Here is a 15,494-nt window from a genome sequence, read left to right as displayed (position 1 = left end):
GTTAACATACTGGATGTCCCCATTACCTTTTTTTACACCGATATTTCAACAAAAGAAAATACCTCGTACCATAGTGACGAAGGAATATCTAACAAAGAGGAATATTTGCTTTTGAGAAATTTCAGAGTGCTTAAAGCTAAAAAACGGAAAGCACTTTTGTGGTTAATTTCTGAGTAAAACTAAGTCCCCTTCTGTTTATTAACCTTTTGCAGAATTGTTGTAATGGCGTATTAAAAACTGTAAAACATCACCAAGGGTTAAAAGATTTTGTCCAGGCGGCGTCAACTTCTCAGCAAGCGCTCGAAATTCTTCATCAACATCTGGTCGAATTGCAAGAGTTATACGATTAGTTCTCATACTCCGGCGTTTAGAACGACCATCAACATGACCAGATTTAGTTAAAATAGGTTCGTTGTAATTTTCGAAAGATGCGTGACGTGTTGTAAAACCACTTTGTTGTGCAATTTTATCAATCTCTTGCTTATCACGCTTAGGAGCTTTTGTTGTAGGTTCTACTGTAGATAAATTATCTAAAACAGCAAATGTTGGTTTACGCTCTTTTGTCATCACATTACTCCTTCAAGCTTTAATGCTTGCACAATATCAGCGGCAACTTGTTCGGCATTCTCTATAGCGGATTCAGCATTTGATACATCTTGTTTATTTAACTGATAAAGAGTACACCCGAAACCAAAGATAGATGAAAAAGCAGCTTTATTCATCATTCCATGCGCCAAAACAGGAAGTTTTGCTTCAATCAATTCTCTACGTATCTCTTTTTCTTCACGGGTCTGTATTACAGAACATTTTGAAAACATAATACGATAAGGAATATCACTTCTTCTTGCTTTTCCCTCACGTGCTATAAAAGAAATGACTTTTGCAGCTTCACGACTATCAAGTTTTGTTCCCGCCATAGGAATAATAACCATATCAGAACGGCTAATAGCATATGACGCTGTTATATTCGCGGACCCTTCAAGATCAACAATAACAAAACTATGTGTATTTGCTGCTTCATCTATCACATCAATAATAGTATTCTCATTAACCCCTCCCTGAACATCTATGTTTAGTGGATAATTAGGACTAGCATTTTCCCACCATTCATCCGCAATAGGTTGATTAGGATCAGTATCTATTATTTTAACCTTTGAACCATGTCGAGCTAGAACTTGTGAAAGAACAAGAGCTGATGTTGATTTTCCAACTCCACCTTTTGTGGAACAAAATACAATTGTTGGCATACTAAAATCCTTACGTATGTTTTACATATGTTATAAGTATATACAGCATACGCTTAACATATGATTAACATACACAAGAAATACATATTACATATGTGAGACACATGCTGTACGTATGATGGTCATATATTATATGTATAATATATGCTCACTTATTTTTATAATTGATTTTAAAACTAATTTAAAAATTAATAAGGAAGCGCCGCCATTGGATGTCCTTGCCAAGGGGACAAAATGATATCTTTAGTCACCATAACGTTGAAGTTATAACCAGGACGAATGGTAATTGTTGGTTGAATATTTAAATTTTTACGGGTCATTTCAATCCCAACTTCTCCCCATTGTCTACCAAGTTCTGCTGCTAATGTCTCTTTTGCCGTTTCTAATTTACTGTCTTCATTGCCTGTCTTGTGTGTTTTTTGAGACATTTGTGAAGCTCCTGAAATAACAGAAAGCATAAGAGCATTACCAAAAATTTTTAAATAATGATTATTCACTTTATCCTTAAATCCCGCATAACCAGATTGATCAGAACCTGGCATATTTCCAAGGGATAAAGAAGCAATCTTTTGCGATTGCATATTAGGGGCATGCCCTCCATCACCATTAGAAAATGATGCGTTCGGTGCTAATCCAGATTTACCAAATAAACTCTCAAGTGTTGCTTTTTGAGAATTATTCTGTATTTGAGATTGTCTTTTTATCCCTGAATCCATTGTAAAAGAAACCGTTGGTTCGGAATCTAAAGCAGCTTCCATTTTAGCTAAACGTCTCTCTAGAATACGTGTTAATAATCTTTTCTGTGCTTCATCTTCTTCATCTATAACTTTCTCAATTTGTTTTTGTTCTGGAATTTTCTTCACTCCTTGATATCACCAAAGTCTCTTAAAGCACGAATGCGATAAAGTGTGACACCTTCAATTTTTCTGGCTTCTTCTACAAATTTATATTTTTTCATTGAAATTTCTTTCTTATCGTAGTTTTCAATTGACACCCATAATGGGTGCCGGGTGCTGAAAACACGGCGATAAGTCCGTCGTTACATTTTTCCCATAAAGAGTATTGTATAGTGTAACCACACCCGACAAGATCATTATACGTTTTTAAAACATAAAGAACAGTCAGTTTTTTAAAAGCATGGGAAAGATTGTTTCGGTAATCTATCCGCTTATCGCTAAGTGTTTTCAGCACTTGAATATTTATATAACAAAATACGTCTTTATTGTCAATTGTTTTTTACTCTTTTTTTGATATTTTTTCTAATATTTTCAAATATTTATCTCATAAAAGACCTTATTATTTTTTATCAATTTTTCTGTTTTTTCCCCCCTTATAAGCTCTCCCTTTCATCATGATTCCGGAGCCGCGTGAGAAGGACCAAACATGAAACGCGGATCTGAGATCATGATTTTGGTGAGTGTTCTTGATAGTTTGAGAGGCGGATAGCCTCTCATTAAAAAATTAAGAACTTTTGTGATTAATTTCTGAGTAAAATAAAAATTTTTAGATATTTTCTTGCCAAATGGCAACTTATCATATAAGAACTCTTTTTAAGGAGGAGGTTATTATGTTTTATCCCCGCAGGATGTTTCTTAATCTAACCTCTTTCTTTATTCTAAAAATTGAAAAAGATTTCATCATTCATCTCCTATTTGTTTTAAAAGTCTCATTTTCTACGCGAATTTTTTGTTTAGATTTTTGAAAATTTCATTTAATTCGGATTTAAACAAGGGGATTTCTTCATCATTTGATCTGATTTTGTCATTTTCGGCCATGGGTAAATCATTAAATTTTTCTTCAAATTCTTCATTCAACAAAGCATAAAAAGAACGTTCTAGATACAATTCACCTTTGCTTTCTTTAGCAATCATACCGCGTAGATATCCGCCAGGGGATTTAATGAGGTTCTTGCAATGTTTTTCCACGATAATAGCAACAGCAAGAGCAGCTTTTTTAATTCCCATAATTCGTTTAGCTTCTTGGAGTGCATGAGAGGAAATTCCTTTCATTTTTGATAAAAACTCCATAGAACCGATTAAATCCCTTTCAGATTGCAATCCATGTTTGAAAAACATAGCGGTATTAGGCAATGCTCTAATTAACAGCTCTGGTTTGATTTGAGGCAATGTAGAATTGTTTGAGAATGAAGTATCTTTGGTTTTGCCTTTCTCTTTATTTTCATAAGCCTTTTTATCGTGACTGAAAGTCACGTTGTTGATTTGAGTGTGTTCAGATTTTTCTGAACACTCCTTTTTGTTACAATTATAATTATAGTTAAGGGTTGTATATTTTATATGTATCTTGTCAGCACAATACCTGTATCTTGTTTTTGATATTTTTTGCTTAAAAACTCGTTGCAAAATCCATTCAAAAATACGGCTTGCTTTTTGCAATTTTTCAAATGAAGCTTTGGTTGGTTTACCAATAATATCAATAATTTTTTGCATTCTAGAAAAAAGCAGTGCTGTAAAAGAGGTAGCTTCCATTAACGCACAAGAGTCTTTAATTTGACGCACCAAACCGCGAAAGTAATGCACAGCGTCTTTCCGCTTATCAGCATCTTCTCTTAATATATCTGTCTTTTGCTTGAGTTCATCGTATCGAGCGACAAGAATACGCAAATCAATACCACAAGCCATCTCGTTATCATTGCTATGCACTGAATAGCGTTTAAAGTTACTAGAATCGCGCATAACAATAAAGCCTTGATCATAAAGGCGTGAAAGTAAGAAACTAACACGTGATTCACAACGATTAATGTCATAACTAAGTTGTCTATTACTTTTGAAAACAACAGGAACTCCACCTTTTTCAAATGAAGCTTTTGAAGCAGTATTCAATAACTCAATAAGAAGTTCGCCTTCAGTTTCTTTAAGAAGCTTAGCTTTTTTCATATTTCTAGCCAATCCAATCAATTGGCCACGGCTTATGGAACCCATCTGAGCGCTATCTGCTAACTTTCTATATTCTATATGATGTGCATCTATCCGTCTTCCAGATATTTTCTTAACCATAATTTTTAAAACCTCTCTTTGTAGAGGCAAAAAAGTTAAAAATATCCATTTTCTACAAAATTTCTCTTGCAGAACTTGCCGAGATAAATTAAATTAGGAGTTGCTTTTTAATAATTTAATTTATCTTTACGATATTTTAGAAGCCCTTCTGTTCTGCAGAAGGGTTTTTACTTTCTTGCCATTGTATTGCCTTATCCTCTATTTTAAACGACTCACAACTTTACACAACGAGTCAAGATAATAACTATATTGAAAAGAAAAATCTTTTCAATATAGTAAATTTAGGTCCCCGTCTTCCTATTCTTCAATTCAATATCCCTTGTGAAAACAATATGCTTGTCACTAAAAACAAGGTTTGGATTAATAAAATACCAAGCTCTATGATTTTGTTTAGCAATAATACCAGCTTTTTCTAACTCTGCTACACCACGAAAAAAGGTCGTTGGTGATAATGCTAGTTTTCTTTTTTGTGCAGCAAGAAACGTTTTTAAAACAGCTTGATCTAAAATCACAGCATTCGTATGAATTAGTCTGTTTTGGAGTATCCAAGCCAGAACTAAAAAAACTTTGATTCCTACTGCTTTGAGATCATAAATGAGTGCAATATCGACAACAATCTGCTCTTGAGGGTCTTTAAGAGAAACCACAATATCATTAGCGAAAGGATTTTGATTATGCCTAACTGTTTGCTTTCTTTGCTTGTCTGATATACTAACTGTCATTTATGGTAATATAATTGTCATAATATAAAATAAGTAGATTAGAATAGAAATGATTCTTCTGTAAATGTCAATTATTATTCTATTTTTTGAAAAAAAATTTCAGTGTGTATATGGACATTTGAATGAAAGAGAACAATTTTCGACAAGGACGGTATTTTCCATTTGAAAATCCGTTCATCAATAAACCTGAAGCTTACACTGCTAATCAGATTATTAAGACACGTATCACGCAGAAAAAATTCTTCAATCCAGATACTGGTAAGATGATCGATATACCTATAATTCATGTTATTGAGGAAGAAGACGAACAAAACTTCGTAAAAATATTTGCGGCTGGAATTCAAGCCATTTTTGATCTATCTCGCACTGGTTATCGAGCTCTTGTCCTAGCTTTACAAACATATCACTCCAATCAAGATAATAATGATGGAAGTATTACTCTTATTTGGTATAATGGAGGAGTTAATGGACAAAAACTCGATATGACAGATAGAACATTTTACGGTGGCTTGAGAGAACTCATACAAAAAGGCATTTTGAAACCAAAATTGCCTAATCAATATTGGGTAAATCCTATTCTATTCTTCAAAAGTGATCAAATTACTTTTCTAAAAGAATATCAAAAGAAACCTTCTTCTGCTAAACTCGATATTCCATCTGACGGACATCAAACAGATCTCGAGAATTTTATAAAAAAATGACTTGTATCATTTATCGTTTTTTGTATATCCTAAAGTAGTAAAGCATAAAAAAATTAAAGGGGGGAAAGTAGTGACCAAAATACAAATATGCAAAAAGCCATTAGTACTTTTTCTTTTATGGTTTAGTGGTCCATTAAGAGTGATACTAAGCATTATAATGCTTATAAGCTTTCTAGGGCTAATAGCAATTCCTATTACAGTGTCAATATTTGAAATGAATTGGACAAAAGGACTTGTGCACTTTACAATTTTGTCGTTTATATCCAGTTTTGGTCCTTTCCTTCTCATTTTCTTTTATAACAAACTCATATATAACAAACTCATACGGTATCTGTCTTGAATTTTTCTTGCACTCTGCCACTGACAACGCTAACTAAAAAACTGATAGAAAATTAAAACCCCATCTTTATGGGGAATATTTAAAGAGGGGTAAAATGAAAAAGTTTATTTTATTATGTATTGCTATGTTGACTATAGGATTAAGTATTACTGGTTGTGGTAAAAGTGAAGAAGAAAAACGTCGAGAACAACAAGAAAAACAAGCTAAAGAGTTTTTTGAAAAAAAACTACCTTCTACAGATGAGGGACATGCATTTTAAAAACACACTATTCAACAATAAATATTAGCGTCTTTAATTTTTGTCTTCTCCAAATGATGTTCCAGAAATCGTATTTTCAATAATACTGTTTGTTTTAACTTCATCAGATTGAGATTTATTACCACTAGAAAATTGGACGTCATTATTTTCTAGTGGTAGATGTTGAGCGTTAAGACTCAGATTTTCAGCCCCTTCCATTCCAGGGACACAAAGAGAAGCCATAGTTCCAGCAGTCTTTAAACCTATATCAGCAAAATCCCCTACTCCCGTTAACATATGTGCACAGTCTTGCAAACAAGGAACACGTCCAATTTTTTCTGCTTTGTAAAGAGCATGAAGTTTGTAAAGAGCATGAAGAATGAGACCATTCAAAAGTTCAAAAGCAGCAGATCTAAAATGGTCACCAGCAATCCCTTTTCCATCATCATCAATAACCATTAAGGCTATGTTTTGTGCATCCGCTACTTGATAACGTGTTCTGAAACGAATTTCTCCTAATGGATTCCATGAACATCCAACATTCGGCTCTGCTGGATCAAATCTTAAGATCTTGTTCCCCGCATTATTTTTACGCCATCCTGCTGTCATAGCATAATTCTCTCCTTTTGTATCAAGAACAAAAAGACTATGCGGACAGCTTAAAAGCGTAGGAACTACTAAACCAACACCTTTACCAAAACGCGTAGGTGCTAAAGCTGCTATGTGTTCTGGTCCATCATGGCGTAAATAATGCAACATTCCTGTTTTTGGATCAGGAAATGCTCCACAATAAACGCCCTTTCCTTTTTGATTATGGGGAACAAGCCCCATTTCTTGAATTTCATCAAAAGTCGCAAAATGCGCTGTTCCGTGAAGATCATCAGTACTTCTATTACTCCTTGAAGAAAAACCCGACCAAAGAGTAAAACCTACAAATCCAATTAAAAGACCAGCACAAAAGAGAACAAATATTATATTACACTGACTAGGAGCATAATCATAAAATTTAAAGACCCAGGAAAACCAAGAAAAGGGTGAATACACCCCTTTAAAATTGGAACCAAGAGAAACACTATAATGAAAAATATGCGCTAAATATTGTGTACAAAATTGATTAAGGAGAATAAAATATATAATGAATAAAAAGATAAATCTCAATCGAGATTTTTCTTTGGGTATATGCGTCGATTGATTTCCCAAATCTCCCCCCATTAAAGCATACGCTGTCTATCTATACATCAAACTCAAAAAAAATAAAACATTGTATATGTTTTACCCTCTCAAAGAGAATGACCTTTATCGCGCGCAAGATCTATACCTATAGCTTTGGCTTGCATTTTTTCATAAAGCTTTCGCATCACCTTCATATTGTCCCTCCGCACATCAATGATTGCTTTTTCAATGTCTGTTAAACGAGATTTATCCAAATTTCCCAAACGTGTGTAATGGGATGCCATTGCTTGTCGCGCTTCATCATAAGGCAAACCACCTTTCCGATTTTTTGGTAAATTATAAGCCTCATTTATCACCTGATATTTCTCAGGATTTTCTATAAACGCTGCATGCTTCCTAACAGTATCAATCTCAGTCAACGCTGTTTTAAGGCTACTTATCATAGACTTGCTATTGCCATACTTAACCAAATCATTTGCTACGATGTAACGCTCCTCCTCGAGGAGCAACAATAAATTTCCACTTTTACCAATATCGCGCATATGATTGTATAAATAATTTCGCGCACTTTGCAATTTCTTGGTAGTCAACGCAGCATTAGAAATTTGTGTACGTGCATCTTCTAGCGCTATAATTCGTTTTATCCTATCAGAAATGATGACCTCCTATAATAACATCTTTGTCTAACCAGTTTGGACCATATTCCTCATCAGCATTCTTGGTAAGAAAACCCATATCACGAATAAATTGTGCTCCATTATGGTGCTTAAGATTCAGAAGTGTATGAGCAGGTAGTTCAACCATTGCTAGCCATTCCCATACTGTTTGACCATCATTAGCTTTCTCTGCTGCTTCTGCTTCAGAAAGATAGATACTATCTAAGCCTAAGCCTCCTGCTCGCAATTCTTCACGTTCAGCATCAGTCATATAACTTTTTGGCAATTCTTTTTTCATAGAAAACTCCTTTCTGTAATATGTATTTAAACATTAATCTAATGGTTGAATTAAATAATAAAGTATCTATGGTTTCTGTAAAGAAATCTGCTTTTTCAACCTAAAATAAGTAGCATGAGAGATCCCCGTTTTTTCCTTAACAATTTTAGATGATACTCCTTGTTTAATCAGCATAAGTGTCATCTCTCTCTTCGGATGAGGCTTTCGGCCAAATTTTACACCTGCCGCCATAGCAGCAACACGCCCCTCATTCGTTCGTTCTAAAATACGTGCACGTTCAGCTTCTGCTACAGCAGCTAAAATCTGTATAACCATTTTCCCCATTGTTCCTTCAGTACTGAGACCATTTTCCAGAAAACGAATAAACACGCCCTTCTTGTAACAACTATCAACGATAGAGATCATATCAGCAGTGTTACGCCCAAGCCGGTCCATTTTTGTACAGAGAATAGTATCATCCCTTTCTGCACGCCCAAGCAGCCGCTGTAAACCTTCCCGTTTATCTGTAGAACCTGTCCTTATATCTGTGAATATACGGTCTTCGCGTACTCCAGCATTTTGAAGTTCAATAATTTGAAGAGCTAGCTTTTGTTTATTAGTTGATACTCTCGCATAACCTAAAAGTGCCATTCAGAATCTCATAAATCGTTTTTGATACAAGATTAGTATCATAAATTAAAAAAATCGATTAATGATATATATTTTTTAGCTATTTTAGAGAGTATCAAATATTATGATTAAAACAAAGAGCTTGGAAAGGCACTTAAAGAGAAAAAACTGAGAAAATTATAAGGTGTTTTTTAACGGCAATGAACAATTTCTTATTGAATTTTGTAACGATACACATTACAATTAATCATGATTTTGGGATTTAAACATAAAGGGCTTGAAGCTTTCTATAATACCGGTACTACAAAAGGAATTCAGTCTGCTCATACTCAAAAGTTAAGACGTATTTTAGGTGCTCTTGATGTGGCTATATCTCCAAATGACTTGAATTATCCGTCCTTTCGATTACATCCTCTAAAAGGTGATCTTAAGGGCTATTGGTCAATTACTGTGAATGGAAATTGGCGTGTAATATTCCGCTTTGTTGGCATAGATGTTGAATTGGTCGATTATCTAGATTATCATTGAAAGGATAGCTAAAAAATGATGAAAAACCCTCCACACCCTGGAGAACTCTTGCGTGAAGATGTAATCGCAGAGCTTGGTTTATCTGTTACTGAAACAGCTGAACGGCTTGGTATGTCTCGTGTATCATTTTCTAGGGTTTTAAATGGCAAAGCTGCTATTAGTCCCAATCTCGCTATTAGGCTTGAAATGGCTGGCATAAGCACTGCACGCGCTTGGCTAGCTATGCAAACAAATTATAATTTAGCAAAAGCTCTCAAACAGAAACAACCTAAAATACATCCTCTTTGTACTAGCTCTTGGTAGTATCTTATTGAAATGCTTTTTTAAGAAGCAAAAACAACTTCAAGATGCCCTTCTGGTGTTTTAACTTTTTCAGAACTAACAACAATTTTGATATCATTTCCTAATCTCGTTAGACACTCGAGCATTTTCATCTCACTAATCCCTCGGAATTCTCCATTCAAAAGCCTAGACAATTTAGGTTGTGTCATTTTCAAAAGTCGACTAGCTTCTCGTTGAGTTAAGTTCTTTTCTTAAAGAATTTGACTAATTTTGCAAGCAAGTTGGGCTTTAAGAAGCATCTCTCTAGAATCTGGAAAACCAAGATCTGCGTAAACATTGGAACTCTTATGAAGAACATTAATCATTCCCGTTTCTTTCTCGTTATTCTGCGCATTACTTAAAAAGCATAAGATCATAATCAGGAGGAGCTAACCGTAATAGGAGAGTATCATATCTCCAATTAACTGCTAAAAAGAGAAACATCATGACGGTATAACCAATGACCATTTCTGTTTGATGTCCATAGAACGAGGTACCCGATATATATCCCCAAAAAAGAAAGAATAACATTAATAAACTCGCCCCTGCTATAAAATTTGTTATAACAATAACCGGTTTACGAATAAGAAAAAGGAAAAGCAAAAAGAGACATATTTTCAATATTTTGCGTGCTATGGACAATACTCTCCGCATGAGTGCTATTAGAATTGGATGTTTGGAAACTGGATTTTGTTTTTTTGTATCTAACTTGTTAGTAGACAGAGTGCCCATTACCCCCTCCCATATTCGTATCTATAGAACACTTTACGCTAAATAATACGTTCTATTTTACCTATGATTATTTATATATCCATATGGATATAATTTCAAGTAAATTATTATAATTATAGGATTTTTTATTGTTTAAAACTTCTTTTTAATGATCGTTATAACAATAAAGCAGGCGCCCCCCGCGCCTGTTATTTACGCTGCTTGATTTTCAACAATCTTTACAACCGTATCACCTTCATAAATTTCACAATCCTTAGGAATCCCATATATATAGCGGTAGTTTTGTTTGTGATATGAAGAACCTTTTCTTTTTAAGATTGCATTGCCATGCACCAAACCTCTAATGGTGTGATAACCAGTCACTTGTGCACTGCCATAAACAGAACCATGAATTTTTGATGCTCCGCATATAACGGCATTATCATAAACTCTTGCTTTTGGCTTAATACGAGCAGAACCTAAGACTTTTGCATTTCCATAAACATGGGCATCATTGAAAACCCATGCATTACCAGCAACCCAGCAATTTCCTTCATGAGAGAGGTTTTCTTCTTTTTCAATAAAACCACCACGATCTCCAGCCTTAACATTTCCAAAATCTCTTAAGGCACGAATGCGATAAAGTGTAACACCTTCAATTTTTCTGGTTTCTTCTGTAAATTCATATTTTTTCATTGGAATATTTCCTAGTCGTAAAAAAGTTTCAATTGACACCCCTAATGAGAGGTCGGGCGCTAGAAACACGGCAACTAGTCCGTCGTTACACTTTTCCCATAAAGGGTATTGTATGGTGTAACCACACCCGACAAAGTCATTATACATTTTTAGAACATAAAAGACAGTCATTTTTTAAATATGGGAAAGATTGTTTCGTAATCTATCCGCTAGTTGTTCAGTGTTTCTAGCACTTGAGTATTTATATAACAAAATACGTCTTTATTGTCAATTGTTTTTTACTCTTTTTTGATATTTTTTATAATATTTTCAAATACTTATATCATAAAAGACCTTATTATTTTTTATCAATTTTTCTGTTTTTTCCCTTTGATTGCCCTTCCAAGCTCTTTGTTTTAATCATGATTTCGGAGCCGCGTGAGAGGGACAAAACAAGCCGTTAGGTTCTTTGTCAAGGACGCCGGTAGGCGCCCCGTAGGGGTTTCCTTTACTATAAGAACCAAGGATTGTTAGTCCCCTCATAAAACGCGGGTCTGATCTCATGGATTTTGCTACGTTTTCAGCTTTTGTAACCAGTGATGGTAAATTTCTGGCGCAGATGTAATGTTGTGAGAGATACCTTTTCTTATAGTTTAGTTGCTTTTCAGCTTCGCTTTTTTTATGTTTATTTACTTGACTTTGTGTTTTTTAAAAGGCATCACGGCGTTTGAAAGGATCGTAATAGATTTCTGTGACACGAAATTTTCCTTCAAGACGTTTGCATTGAATGATGACATCAATCATAGAAATTAATAAACCGCGGATATCATCACGTGCTAAATTAGCGCCTCCATCACTTTCTTTTACAAGAAGGGTCATTTGTTCAAAGGCTGCAAGCGCTGTTGAGGCATGAACAGTGGTGATGGAGCCGGGGTGACCGGAATTGACATTGCGGATATAGTAAAAAGTTGTACCGTCTCGAAGTTCCTGTAAGTATTCTATCGGGGCGCATTCGTAACCCAGATTCCAGCAGTTCTTTTGCTCCCGCTTTTACTAGCCCTTGATTGTCTTTTGAATAAAAGAGCTGCACTTTGTTTGCATGCGGAACGACAAGTTCTGGAGTATCCTCAATGGTGAGAATGTGTTCGTATTCAGGAATTTTTGCAATCAAAGCTTTAGAGAGTGTTGTTTTCCCCGAACCGGTTTTGCCAGATATCAAAGATCTGTGCACCTTGTATAACAAGGTGCACTTCATCTATCAAGAGTATCTCCCTACATCTATCACTTCCGCTTCAAAGTGCATTCTAGCGTTGACTGCCCCGGAAGATCTACGCAACGATCTCTAAATCCAAGATCTGCAGCAAAACTATAATGCCTGTCACTAACTTGAAATCTGTCATCGTAATATGAAGAGTTATCCTTTTTCACAGGAATCACAATTCTTGCAAGGAGATCTATCGCCTGTTGACCGTAACCTTCTATTGCTGCATAATTTTCTTGTTTTGCAATGTGAGCAACAATCTTGTCCTTATGCGCCGATCTACCAGCATGAGCAGTTAGCACTGAAGAAGAGAAGGCAAACAAAGCTGCAGCTAAAATAACATATCTCATAGGATAAGTCTCCTTATAGAAAAATAAATATAAACAGTTTCTGCTATCAAATAAAGCAGAACCACTCTTTGTGTTATATACATTATGTATTACACGAACTTATTTTATGCACATTTTGGTTACAATTGTCAAATTTATATTATAATTATCCCATTTTATTAACATACTTTATTTTTTCCTTATCTAAACCCCATTTTTCATTGTTAGTGTGGAAGGTACGGTATGCCGTTTAACTAGTTATGTATAGTCAATCTGATCACGTCATCATTCCAATGAAGGAACAGCAACAAGATGCTTTGTCCGCCATTGCAATTATCTTTTACACCATAAAAATTCGTCCTTTGGGCAAAGAAAAGATCAGTACTTTTAAAAATAACGAGAATTCTCCCTTTTTCACAGGGATCTCTTAAAGCTGTATTCAATAACTCCAGCAGGAGCTCACCTTATTTCTCTAATGAAAGCAATTTTTCGCATATTTTTAAATCATTATTGTTTTAACCTCTCTATTAGAGGCAAAAAAATGAAAATGCATGCTGCAAAAGTCCTCTTGCAAAGTGCATTTCCATAAACCAAAGCGTTATTACTTACCTACTCATGAACATAAATCTTGGCTTTCATATATGCCTTTGCATTGAATAAAATTCAGAAATCCTTTACAAAAAAGAATAAAAGCAGTTTCCAATATTCTGGAAGGGGGTATATTAAAGCATTGAGTAGTGGGACTAAAAAAGCAAACTTTCTCGAAAGTACTTATCATCTATGGGTGTTCTTCCATACCCTTATGGGACTTTATAACAACAGTTTTCAAACTTGGCATCGTCGTTGCACACACTACAAACACAGCTGGTTATAAGAGATTAAGGTCCTGACGAATAAGTGCAGACAGATATCCTGAATTACCAAAATGTGCTTCAATTGACGCACGTGTCATTTCTTGTCGCTCAATACCCTTCCAGTTGATATGATAACCAGCTTCACGAGCAAGTTGCACCATAAATTCGCGCTGAGTGCGCCCATTCCCCTCTCGAAACGGATGCAACGCATTCAACTCACCCATGTAATGTCCAGCCCTTTGGCTAAATTCATCCATATCAAGACCACGCAGATAGTATTCTTTTGCAAGCTGTTGTGTAATCTTTGGTGCATAACTTTCAATCTGATTATAACTAGCAAACATACTATTGCCTTTGACAATATCCACTAAACGAGTTTTTCCAGCCCCTTCATATACATCCCCAAACAGCTTTCTATGAATCTCTTTCATGTGATTGAGATCAAATTCACCACGAATAGGAATATGCATAAGTTCATAAGATCTTACATAAATGATAGTAGATTCTACATCCCTTAGAGTGGCTTGGTCTTTAATACCAAACCGATTATACATCACACCAGTTTCAGGGTCAGTATAAGGATCGTTTTTTCTGATATAAAAATTATCTATGTGTTTAAATTGCATATTTTGAAAATATGCTAGATTTTTAAAAGTAATTGAATTTTACATTATTTTTACATATATTTAATAACCATATTTATAAGTAAGAGGATTTTTCTATGCCCTCACTAACTGTTACAGCAAAAGGACAAATCACGTTGAAACGGGATTTACTGCAACATCTTGGTATTAAACCAGGTGAACGAATTGACTTTGATAAGCTACCTGGTGGTGAACTTCGCATAAAAGCAGCACAACCTACTAGTACAATTGATAGCTTCATCGGACGGTTTGCTGGAAAAGTAAAAAAACCCCTGACCATTGAAGAAATGAATGAAATTGCTGCTTCTGGTTGGGCGGGGGAAAAATGAAGATTTCTGTAGATACAAACGTTCTAGCCCGCGCTGTTTTACAAGATGATAAAAAGCAGAGTAGAGTAGCAAGCAAGATTTTAAGAGAAGCTTCTCTCATAGCTATTTCTTTGCCTTGTCTATGCGAACTTGTTTGGATACTACGTCGAGGTGCAAAATTATCCAAAGAAGATATAGCTGGAATGTTACATGATCTGCTAGCAACCAGTAATATAGTAATGAATCGACCAGCTGTTGAAGCAGGTCTTGCTATCCTTGAGGCTGGTGGTGATTTTGCTGATGGGGTTATATCCTATGAAGGTAATTGGCTAGGCGGTGAAACCTTTATTTCATTTGATAAATTAGCAATCGACCTGTTAACGCAAAACGGGCAGTCCGCAGAACTCCTTTCCTAACAAGTTATGATACTACCCATTAGTGTCCTGTTCAACTGTCTCCAACTCTGAAAATTTGAAAGGCGGGTAGCCTCTCATTATAAAACAAATAAAAGCTGTTTTAATTTTTATTGCTAATTTCCTGAAATTACTTTATTATTTTTCATGTGATTTTGGTCGTATACGCAACGACCAGCGGGGGTCTTAAAAGCTCTTACAGTTCAAACACGTAAAGTAGCCACATTGTGTCATGTGGAATCCCCAGTATTCTGGGAGTTTTTGTTATGTCCAGGTGCTATAGCACTAAAAGCAAAAATCCGCATTTTAATGACATCTCTATAGGTAAAAAAATTCGCTTAAGACGAGAAATGATGAGAATTTCTCAAAAACAATTAGGAATAACTTTTCAACAAATCCAAAAATATGAAACAGGCTTGAATCGTGTAGGGGCAGGACGCTTTCAAGAAATT

19 protein-coding genes and 3 pseudogenes are annotated in these 15,494 nt (G+C 35.1%); 8 read left to right on the top strand and 14 right to left on the bottom strand.

The annotated features are described in order from the left end of the window. A pseudogene (locus NPX99_RS07915) lies at positions 1-177 on the top strand (helix-turn-helix domain-containing protein); the annotation flags it as partial. Between the two features lie 21 nt (positions 178-198). On the opposite strand, the gene NPX99_RS07910 reads toward NPX99_RS07915, so the two are convergent. From NPX99_RS07910 to NPX99_RS07890, 5 genes are all read right to left on the bottom strand, one after another. After that, positions 199-567, bottom strand: a complete 369-nt coding sequence (locus tag NPX99_RS07910) for a hypothetical protein (RefSeq protein WP_269031309.1) — start codon at positions 565-567, stop codon at positions 199-201. Next, positions 567-1,247, bottom strand: coding sequence for a ParA family protein (locus NPX99_RS07905; protein WP_269031308.1), 681 nt, complete (start codon positions 1,245-1,247; stop codon positions 567-569). Before NPX99_RS07905 ends, NPX99_RS07910 begins: the two co-directional genes overlap by 1 nt. A gap of 188 nt (positions 1,248-1,435) precedes the next feature. Next, positions 1,436-2,110 carry a TrbI/VirB10 family protein gene (locus NPX99_RS07900; protein ID WP_269031307.1) on the bottom strand — a complete coding sequence of 225 codons (675 nt, stop codon included), beginning with the start codon at positions 2,108-2,110 and terminating at the stop codon, positions 1,436-1,438. 810 nt (positions 2,111-2,920) lie between these two features. Then, entirely contained in the window at positions 2,921-4,261 is a 1,341-nt protein-coding gene (gene repC, locus NPX99_RS07895; RefSeq protein ID WP_269031306.1) for a plasmid replication protein RepC, read from the bottom strand. Between the two features lie 281 nt (positions 4,262-4,542). Beyond that, the gene (locus NPX99_RS07890; RefSeq protein WP_269031305.1) at positions 4,543-4,983 is read right to left on the bottom strand and encodes a hypothetical protein; all 441 of its coding nucleotides are present in this window, start codon (positions 4,981-4,983) and stop codon (positions 4,543-4,545) included. Positions 4,984-5,105: 122 nt separating this feature from the next. On the opposite strand from NPX99_RS07890, the gene NPX99_RS07885 reads away from it, so the two are divergent. Together NPX99_RS07885 and NPX99_RS07880 are read left to right on the top strand one after the other, a co-directional pair. Further along, entirely contained in the window at positions 5,106-5,684 is a 579-nt protein-coding gene (locus tag NPX99_RS07885; protein ID WP_269031304.1) for a hypothetical protein, read from the top strand. Positions 5,685-6,118: 434 nt separating this feature from the next. Then, positions 6,119-6,283, top strand: a complete 165-nt coding sequence (locus NPX99_RS07880; protein ID WP_269031303.1) for a hypothetical protein — start codon at positions 6,119-6,121, stop codon at positions 6,281-6,283. A 33-nt stretch (positions 6,284-6,316) separates the two neighbouring features. Here NPX99_RS07880 and NPX99_RS07875 read toward each other — a convergent pair whose 3' ends face one another. From NPX99_RS07875 to NPX99_RS07860, 4 genes are all read right to left on the bottom strand, one after another. After that, positions 6,317-7,306: a type IV secretory system conjugative DNA transfer family protein gene (locus NPX99_RS07875; RefSeq protein WP_269031302.1), complete on the bottom strand. Its 990-nt coding sequence runs from the start codon at positions 7,304-7,306 to the stop codon at positions 6,317-6,319. Positions 7,307-7,542: 236 nt separating this feature from the next. Further along, positions 7,543-8,025 (bottom strand): hypothetical protein, encoded by a 483-nt coding sequence (locus NPX99_RS07870; RefSeq protein ID WP_329957949.1) that lies wholly within the window; start codon positions 8,023-8,025, stop codon positions 7,543-7,545. Between the two features lie 58 nt (positions 8,026-8,083). Then, positions 8,084-8,389, bottom strand: coding sequence for a hypothetical protein (locus NPX99_RS07865; protein WP_269031301.1), 306 nt, complete (start codon positions 8,387-8,389; stop codon positions 8,084-8,086). 66 nt (positions 8,390-8,455) lie between these two features. Next, the gene (locus tag NPX99_RS07860) at positions 8,456-9,019 is read right to left on the bottom strand and encodes a recombinase family protein (protein WP_269031300.1); all 564 of its coding nucleotides are present in this window, start codon (positions 9,017-9,019) and stop codon (positions 8,456-8,458) included. A gap of 228 nt (positions 9,020-9,247) precedes the next feature. Between NPX99_RS07860 and NPX99_RS07855 the strand changes: the two genes are divergently transcribed. Together NPX99_RS07855 and NPX99_RS07850 are read left to right on the top strand one after the other, a co-directional pair. After that, positions 9,248-9,526: a type II toxin-antitoxin system RelE/ParE family toxin gene (locus tag NPX99_RS07855; protein ID WP_100129247.1), complete on the top strand. Its 279-nt coding sequence runs from the start codon at positions 9,248-9,250 to the stop codon at positions 9,524-9,526. Positions 9,527-9,541: 15 nt separating this feature from the next. Beyond that, on the top strand, positions 9,542-9,829 hold the full coding sequence (locus NPX99_RS07850; RefSeq protein WP_269031299.1) for a HigA family addiction module antitoxin: 288 nt from the start codon (positions 9,542-9,544) through the stop codon (positions 9,827-9,829). A gap of 20 nt (positions 9,830-9,849) precedes the next feature. Here NPX99_RS07850 and NPX99_RS07845 read toward each other — a convergent pair. The 5 genes and pseudogenes from NPX99_RS07845 to NPX99_RS07825 all read right to left on the bottom strand — a co-directional run. Next, positions 9,850-10,044, bottom strand: a pseudogene (locus NPX99_RS07845) (helix-turn-helix domain-containing protein); the annotation flags it as partial. 727 nt (positions 10,045-10,771) lie between these two features. Beyond that, positions 10,772-11,254 (bottom strand): hypothetical protein, encoded by a 483-nt coding sequence (locus NPX99_RS07840; RefSeq protein ID WP_269031298.1) that lies wholly within the window; start codon positions 11,252-11,254, stop codon positions 10,772-10,774. A 687-nt stretch (positions 11,255-11,941) separates the two neighbouring features. Beyond that, positions 11,942-12,452: pseudogene (locus NPX99_RS07835) on the bottom strand (ATPase, T2SS/T4P/T4SS family); the annotation flags it as partial. A gap of 62 nt (positions 12,453-12,514) precedes the next feature. Beyond that, the gene (locus tag NPX99_RS07830; RefSeq protein ID WP_269031297.1) at positions 12,515-12,844 is read right to left on the bottom strand and encodes a hypothetical protein; all 330 of its coding nucleotides are present in this window, start codon (positions 12,842-12,844) and stop codon (positions 12,515-12,517) included. An 847-nt stretch (positions 12,845-13,691) separates the two neighbouring features. After that, positions 13,692-14,303, bottom strand: coding sequence for a Fic/DOC family protein (locus NPX99_RS07825; protein ID WP_269031296.1), 612 nt, complete (start codon positions 14,301-14,303; stop codon positions 13,692-13,694). Positions 14,304-14,398: 95 nt separating this feature from the next. On the opposite strand from NPX99_RS07825, the gene NPX99_RS07820 reads away from it, so the two are divergent. From NPX99_RS07820 to NPX99_RS07810, 3 genes are all read left to right on the top strand, one after another. Then, positions 14,399-14,650 (top strand): AbrB/MazE/SpoVT family DNA-binding domain-containing protein, encoded by a 252-nt coding sequence (locus tag NPX99_RS07820; protein ID WP_269031295.1) that lies wholly within the window; start codon positions 14,399-14,401, stop codon positions 14,648-14,650. Then, positions 14,647-15,045, top strand: a complete 399-nt coding sequence (locus NPX99_RS07815) for a type II toxin-antitoxin system VapC family toxin (protein ID WP_269031294.1) — start codon at positions 14,647-14,649, stop codon at positions 15,043-15,045. Before NPX99_RS07820 ends, NPX99_RS07815 begins: the two co-directional genes overlap by 4 nt. 263 nt (positions 15,046-15,308) lie before the next feature. Next, positions 15,309-15,494: helix-turn-helix domain-containing protein (locus tag NPX99_RS07810; RefSeq protein ID WP_269031293.1), on the top strand; the 186-nt coding region annotated here is incomplete at its 3' end.

Origin of the sequence: Bartonella sp. 220B, from assembly GCF_026930205.1 — a bacterium.
In the GTDB taxonomy this organism is placed as follows: Bacteria; Pseudomonadota; Alphaproteobacteria; order Rhizobiales; family Rhizobiaceae; genus Bartonella.
Note: the sequence above shows the minus strand (reverse complement) of the source record. Positions and strands in the feature narration are given on the sequence as shown.